Origin of the sequence: Brenneria roseae subsp. americana, from assembly GCF_003115815.1 — a bacterium.
GTDB classification, from domain to species: domain Bacteria; phylum Pseudomonadota; class Gammaproteobacteria; order Enterobacterales; family Enterobacteriaceae; genus Brenneria; species Brenneria roseae.
In genome coordinates, this window is record NZ_QDKJ01000053.1 from 1 (window position 1) to 346 (window position 346).

Below are 346 nucleotides of genomic sequence, written 5' to 3' on the forward strand. Positions count from 1 at the left end.
GGCAACTGGTCGCCATCACGCACAGCGGGCAGCAGCCCCAGGCGCTGGAAGAAGAAAGCGGCGGCGAGCCGACCACCTACAGCAACAGTTTCGAGGTGGTAAAGGCCAGCACGACGTGGCGTACCGACATGCCGTACAGGCCGATGGTGGACGGCCCGCAGATTGCCACGGTGGTGGGGCCGGCGGGCGAGGAAATCTACTGCGACGAATACGGCAGGATTAAGCTGCAATTCCCGTGGGACCGCTATGGCGCAAGCGATGACCAGAGTTCCTGCTGGGTGCGGGTCAGTCAGGGCTGGGCGGGCGGTCAGTACGGGCTGATTGCGATACCGCGCATTGGCCATGA

General features: G+C 64.2%; 1 protein-coding gene. It reads left to right on the forward strand.

The window, feature by feature from the left end:
• Nucleotides 1-346: type VI secretion system tip protein VgrG (vgrG, locus tag B4923_RS20750; protein ID WP_146187278.1), on the forward strand; the 346-nt coding region annotated here is incomplete at both ends.